This window comes from Microcystis sp. LEGE 00066 (assembly GCF_015207925.1).
GTDB classification, from domain to species: domain Bacteria; phylum Cyanobacteriota; class Cyanobacteriia; order Cyanobacteriales; family Microcystaceae; genus Microcystis; species Microcystis ichthyoblabe_A.
Genome location: NZ_JADEVX010000240.1, coordinates 1 through 5,381, shown reverse-complemented (window position 1 = coordinate 5,381; position 5,381 = coordinate 1). Strand labels below are relative to the sequence as shown.

Here is a 5,381-nt window from a genome sequence, read left to right as displayed (position 1 = left end):
ATCAGCCAGACTTGGAAACTATCTCATCAAATTAGTCCCCCCATAGAACCTCCTTGAGCCATCTTGCACACTTTTCTCTTTTTGTCAAATTTTATGTTAAGAAAGATGTGACTAATGGATAGCTTATTAAGGGGGGATTAAAGGCAAAATCCATTTTTAATTTAATTATAACCAGCTACTTAGCATCATTGGATTTTACTAACATTGAGAATACTTAACCCAATGATCTTATCCGCTTGATAACGAATAATCACATCATCATCTGTTAATTCGCTATCATCCGCAGGTAAAGATGGTTGATAAAAATTAATATACAAAACATCTGCTTTTGCATCATAAGCTGTCCAAAAATCTTGCTGAGGCAGAGCGTGAATCATCTTGGCGAAGTTAAGATAGGATTGAATATTAATGCTAGTTATGGCCATATTTGTTTCCTCTTGGTTAATTCACGAAGACGACGGGTTAAATAAGCAGTAATAATAAATCCCCCCTCTGATAATTCCCGATAAACAACGATTAGATATTTTCCAGAAACTATTTGTTTAACTGCCAACAATTCCTGATGGTTTCCTACTAGGATTTTCTCAGGATGGCGAATGGTTTCCAATATCTCCGCTTGATACGATACTAATTCACTATGTCCACTGATAATGTGTTTCCATCTCTCCTCTGTCAGACGAATTAAAACCCCATTCTGAGAAGTTGCATAAAGATTCATAGGTTCCGATTCAGTGTAAATAGACCTTTAAACCACACTTTCAACCCAACGGAACCTTATTCTACCGTGACACTTTTGGCTAAATTGCGCGGCTGATCCACGTCTAAACCGCGACGGTACGCGATATGATAGGAGAGCAATTGTAGGGGAATTACCGTTAAAATTGGCGATAATAATTCCTCAATTTCCGGCACATACAACAAATCATTAAAGACTTTTGGTGCTTCCGTATCGTTGTCGGCAACTACTCCCAATAACCGCGCATCCCTTGCTTTTGCTTCCTGTGCATTGGAGAGAACCTTATCATAAACTATCCCCGGCATCGCAATCGCTACTACGGGAACTTTTGCATCTAAAAGCGCGATTGGTCCGTGTTTCATTTCTCCGGCTGGATAGCCTTCCGCATGAATATAACTGATTTCTTTGAGTTTTAAGGCCCCTTCTAAGGCAATGGGGAAATTAATCCCCCGTCCCAAGAAAATAAAGTCCTGGGTGTCATTAAATTCATGGGCCAATTCTTCGATCGCTTTTTCCTGTTTTTCTAAGACAGTTTCGATCAATCTTGGCAGCGATCGCATTTGATTAATAATTTCCTCGATTCTCTCTAAAGTCAGAGTTTGACGACGATAGGATAAATCCAAAGCTAAGAGATAAAAACCCAATAACTGGGCGGTAAAACTCTTAGTTGCCGCCACCCCGATTTCGATCCCCGCCTGAGTATTAATAATCTGATCGACCATTTGTGCTAGGGTACTTTCGGGGCGATTAGTAATCCCGATAATCCGGGCCTGATATTTTTTTCCTAATCCCAAACGACGCTGTTTTTCCGTTTCCAACGCCGCTAAAGTGTCGGCTGTTTCCCCCGATTGCGTCACCCCGATAGTTAAAGTATTGGGCATCAGGGGGGTGGGTGCATAGCGAAATTCCGAGGCGTACTGTACCCTTGTGGGAATACCCGCCAACTGCTCAATCAAGTATTTACCCACTAAACTAGCGTGCCAACTGGTCCCACAGGCTAAAATCTGAATATGTTCTAAATTTTCGTAAATTTCCTCAGAAAAATTAAGATTTATCGGGTTGACATTATCCCCATTTTGTGCTGTCCAATGGGGATGCAGATAGGTCCCTAAACAGTCGCGCACCACTCCTGGTTGTTCGTGGATTTCCTTGAGCATGAAGTGACGATAGCCCTGTTTTTCTACGTTGGTCGGACTCCAATCGAGGACTCTGGGGCTTTTACGGACTCTTTTCCCTTCAAAATTATAAATTTCTACTCCCAAGGGTGTTAACCGAGCGATTTCGCCATTATCCAAGGACAGCACTGCCCGGGTATGGGGAACCAAAGCACTAACATCGGAGGCACAGAAAAACTCCCCTTGACCAAAACCGATGATTAAAGGAGCGTGTTGCCGCACGACAATCAATTCATCGGGATAATCGGGACTAATCACCCCTAGGGCAAAGGCTCCCTCTAAACGTTGAATTGCCCTTAAAACTGCCTTGAGGAAAGGACTCACCCCCAAGTCTTCTTCATCGCTAGGTTTGGGTAGATAACTGGCGATTAGATGGGGAATAACTTCTGTGTCAGTTTCCGAGTCAAATATACAGCCTTTTTCCTTTAATTCTGTTCTTAATGCCTGAAAATTTTCGACAATGCCATTCTGTACCACTGCCACCCGTTGACTGTTATCGGTGTGGGGATGGGCATTACTTTCTATGGGTTTGCCGTGGGTTGCCCAACGGGTGTGACCGATGCCAATTTGGGAGGGATTAACTTCCTGTTCTAATTTTTCCCGCAGATTGTAGAGTTTTCCCTGGGCGCGGACTCGATGTAATTCACCTTCGAGAATTGTGGCAATCCCTGCCGAATCATAACCCCGATATTCTAAACGTTCCAAACCAGCTAGGAGAATATCGATCGCTGTTTGGGTTCCGATATAGCCAACAATTCCGCACATTCTTTCGCTCACCCCATTTAGGCTAAGTCCGATCTATTCTATCGCAAGCGTGGCGCTTATTTGCTTAGAGGCTCAAGACGCAGGGGTAAGGGTAAAGTTTCCCCTCATAGGAGATTGGGATGTGGGGTGTGGGGAGAACAAATAAAAGCAATATAGATCACTCAGCAGCACACTTTGTTCTTTTTGTCAAAAAAACTTTCTCTTTGCAACAAAACTACACAATTAATTGATCAACGGGTGGGCTTAAAAAAGGCTCTTTAACTGCCATTTATTGCTGTTGCTGAATAGGTGAGTGTAGATTTAGCAAGGGTTTTCAGGATCAACAGACAGCTAAAAACCCTAAAAAGCACAGAAAAACCCATCATTTCATACTGCGAAATTATACCATAATCGCTGGAAGTATTGCAACCTCGTAAACAAATGAGAATAATTTTCAATAAATTCTTAAGAAAAGATAAATATTGCGAAGTGTAAATTTAAATATTCTCAACTATTAAAGCTTGTTTGATATAAAAAACTTATAAAAAGTGGTAATTTTTACTGACTGATCACTGATTACTGATCACTGATTACTGATTACTGACTGAGGTAAACTTTACCCAGGAGTCACAACTGCTGTTAGAGCGGCAGTAACCGTGTCCATCGGTTGATTACCGTCGATATGGTTAAGAGTCCCTTTTTGACCGTAATAATCTAAAACGGGGGCAGTTTGGTCGATATATACCTGTAGGCGACGGGAGATCGTTTCTTTAGTATCATCTTGACGACCCCGTTGCATGAGACGCTCAATTAAGACCGTATCTGGTACAGCCAAATTAACCACAAATGTATAACTATCGGCCAATTCTTCCAGTAATGCGTCTAAAAAGCTCGCCTGTGCCACCGTGCGGGGAAAACCATCAAGAATCCAACCCTTAGCACTGTCAGGCTGTTTTAAACGTTCCTGAATTAAACCTAACAACAACTCATCGGGGACTAATTCGCCCTTTTCCACATAAGCTTGTGCTTGCTGACCAAGTTCTGTCTTCTCTGTAATTGCTTGACGTAAAATTTCACCAGTAGAAATATGAGGAATCGTCAGAGATTCCGCTAATTTTGCCGCTTGGGTTCCTTTTCCCGATCCGGGCGGTCCCAAAAATATCACACCGATCCGTTTGCTCATGGGATTAAATATAGGGTTTTAAGGGAAAAAATAACCAGTAACCTCTAAAAGGTCACTGGCTGACTATCTAACTACTGTTTAATCATGCCCTCATAGCGTTGAGAGATGACATAGGTTTGAATTTGTTTCGCCGTATCGATCGCCACCCCCACCAGAATTAACAGGGAAGTTGCCCCCAAACCGCGAAAAGTGGTGACACCAGTGGCGCTTTCTACCAAAGTCGGAATCGTAGCCACCAAACTTAAAAAGAGAGCGCCCAAAAGGGTGAGACGATTCAGCACCCCTTCCAGATAATTAGTAGTAGCGGTCCCCGGACGAATCCCCGGAATACTGGTTCCCATTTTTTTCAGGTTTTGAGACATATCCTTGGGGTTAACGATCAGGGAAGCGTAGAAGAAACTAAAACCGAGAATTAGTAAGCTATAAAAAGCCACATAACCCCAACTATCGGGACGCAGGGCATTAACCAACTGAACTAAAACCTGACCGACCTGGTTATCCGTGGGTAAAGCTTGCACCAATTGGAAAGGTAAGACCAACACTGCGGAGGCGAAAATAATCGGCATCACGCCCCCTTGATTGAGTCGTAGGGGTAGATAACTGGTTCTTTCCCGATAGAGACGACGACCCACTTGACGACGGGCAGAAACAATAGGAATCCTACGGGTTCCCTCCTGAACAAAAACAATGCCGATAATCATCACCAAGAAAACCAGCAAGAGAATCACCACTTGAGCGATCGCTTGTCGGCCTCCCTGTTGGGCAAAAGTAATCGTATCACCGAGGGTTTTCGGTAAAACGGCGACAATGTTGACAAAAATCAGCAAAGATGCTCCATTTCCCAGACCGCGTTCTGTGATCAGTTCCGAAATCCACATCACGAACATAGAACCGGCCACTAAAGCGAGAACCGTAGCGGCGATCGAGGGTAAAGTTCCAGCCACAACGCCGTTAGCCACCAATAAACCGAGAGTAATACCGATACTTTGAATAATTGCCCAACCAAAGGCAATATAACGGGTAATTTGGGCAATTTTTCGCCGTCCTGCCTCTCCTTCATTTTTCTGTAAATCTTCCAAAGAAGGAAGGGCCGCGGTGAGTAGTTGCACGATAATTGAGGCGTTGATATAGGGAAGAATGCCGAGGGCAAAAATCCCTAACGTCGATAATCCTCCCCCGGTAAACAGGTCAAGGATTCCCAAAGCGGCGTTACTTTGAATAATTTCTGCTAATCTTGCCCGATCCAAACCGGGTATCGGTACAAACATCCCAAAACGGAGCAGAACCAGTAAACCCAATGTAATCAACAAGCGACCGCGTAAACCGGCCGCTTGTGCCATTTGCATAAACGTTTCCTGTGCCGTGGGAGCCTTATCACGACTGACGACCATTAACAGTTACCTCTAGTGCAGTTTTTTTATGGGAAAAAGTAATCGAGGGGGAAAACTTTCTCGATTTTTTTAAGATTTCCCCTGTCTTTCTTATGATATATCAATCCGGTCTTGGGGATTGGGTGTGGGGTGTGGGGTGTAGGGTGTTAGGG

5 protein-coding genes are annotated in these 5,381 nt (G+C 43.6%); all 5 read right to left on the bottom strand.

From position 1 onward, the window contains the following. Positions 1 to 185 precede the first annotated feature (185 nt). Positions 186 to 425, bottom strand: coding sequence for a DUF2283 domain-containing protein (locus tag IQ224_RS21290; RefSeq protein WP_002746627.1), 240 nt, complete (start codon positions 423 to 425; stop codon positions 186 to 188). Continuing rightward, on the bottom strand, positions 416 to 718 hold the full coding sequence (locus IQ224_RS21285; protein ID WP_002746625.1) for a hypothetical protein: 303 nt from the start codon (positions 716 to 718) through the stop codon (positions 416 to 418). The genes IQ224_RS21290 and IQ224_RS21285 overlap by 10 nt, the downstream gene beginning before the upstream one ends. Before the next feature lie 56 nt (positions 719 to 774). After that, positions 775 to 2,676 carry a glutamine--fructose-6-phosphate transaminase (isomerizing) gene (gene glmS, locus IQ224_RS21280; RefSeq protein WP_002746624.1) on the bottom strand — a complete coding sequence of 634 codons (1,902 nt, stop codon included), beginning with the start codon at positions 2,674 to 2,676 and terminating at the stop codon, positions 775 to 777. Positions 2,677 to 3,271: 595 nt separating this feature from the next. After that, the gene (locus IQ224_RS21275) at positions 3,272 to 3,838 is read right to left on the bottom strand and encodes an adenylate kinase (RefSeq protein ID WP_002746620.1); all 567 of its coding nucleotides are present in this window, start codon (positions 3,836 to 3,838) and stop codon (positions 3,272 to 3,274) included. A gap of 71 nt (positions 3,839 to 3,909) precedes the next feature. Continuing rightward, the gene (gene secY, locus IQ224_RS21270; protein ID WP_194033467.1) at positions 3,910 to 5,229 is read right to left on the bottom strand and encodes a preprotein translocase subunit SecY; all 1,320 of its coding nucleotides are present in this window, start codon (positions 5,227 to 5,229) and stop codon (positions 3,910 to 3,912) included. Positions 5,230 to 5,381 lie beyond the last annotated feature (152 nt).

What these genes read in the sequence shown, in the direction of transcription:
- IQ224_RS21290 (WP_002746627.1), bottom strand. Translation starts at nt 425, where the DNA reads ATGGCCATAACTAGCATTAATATTCAATCCTATCTTAACTTCGCCAAG.
- IQ224_RS21275 (WP_002746620.1), bottom strand. Translation starts at nt 3,838, where the DNA reads ATGAGCAAACGGATCGGTGTGATATTTTTGGGACCGCCCGGATCGGGA.
- secY (WP_194033467.1), bottom strand. Translation starts at nt 5,229, where the DNA reads ATGGTCGTCAGTCGTGATAAGGCTCCCACGGCACAGGAAACGTTTATG.
- IQ224_RS21285 (WP_002746625.1), bottom strand. Translation starts at nt 718, where the DNA reads ATGAATCTTTATGCAACTTCTCAGAATGGGGTTTTAATTCGTCTGACA.
- glmS (WP_002746624.1), bottom strand. Translation starts at nt 2,676, where the DNA reads ATGTGCGGAATTGTTGGCTATATCGGAACCCAAACAGCGATCGATATT.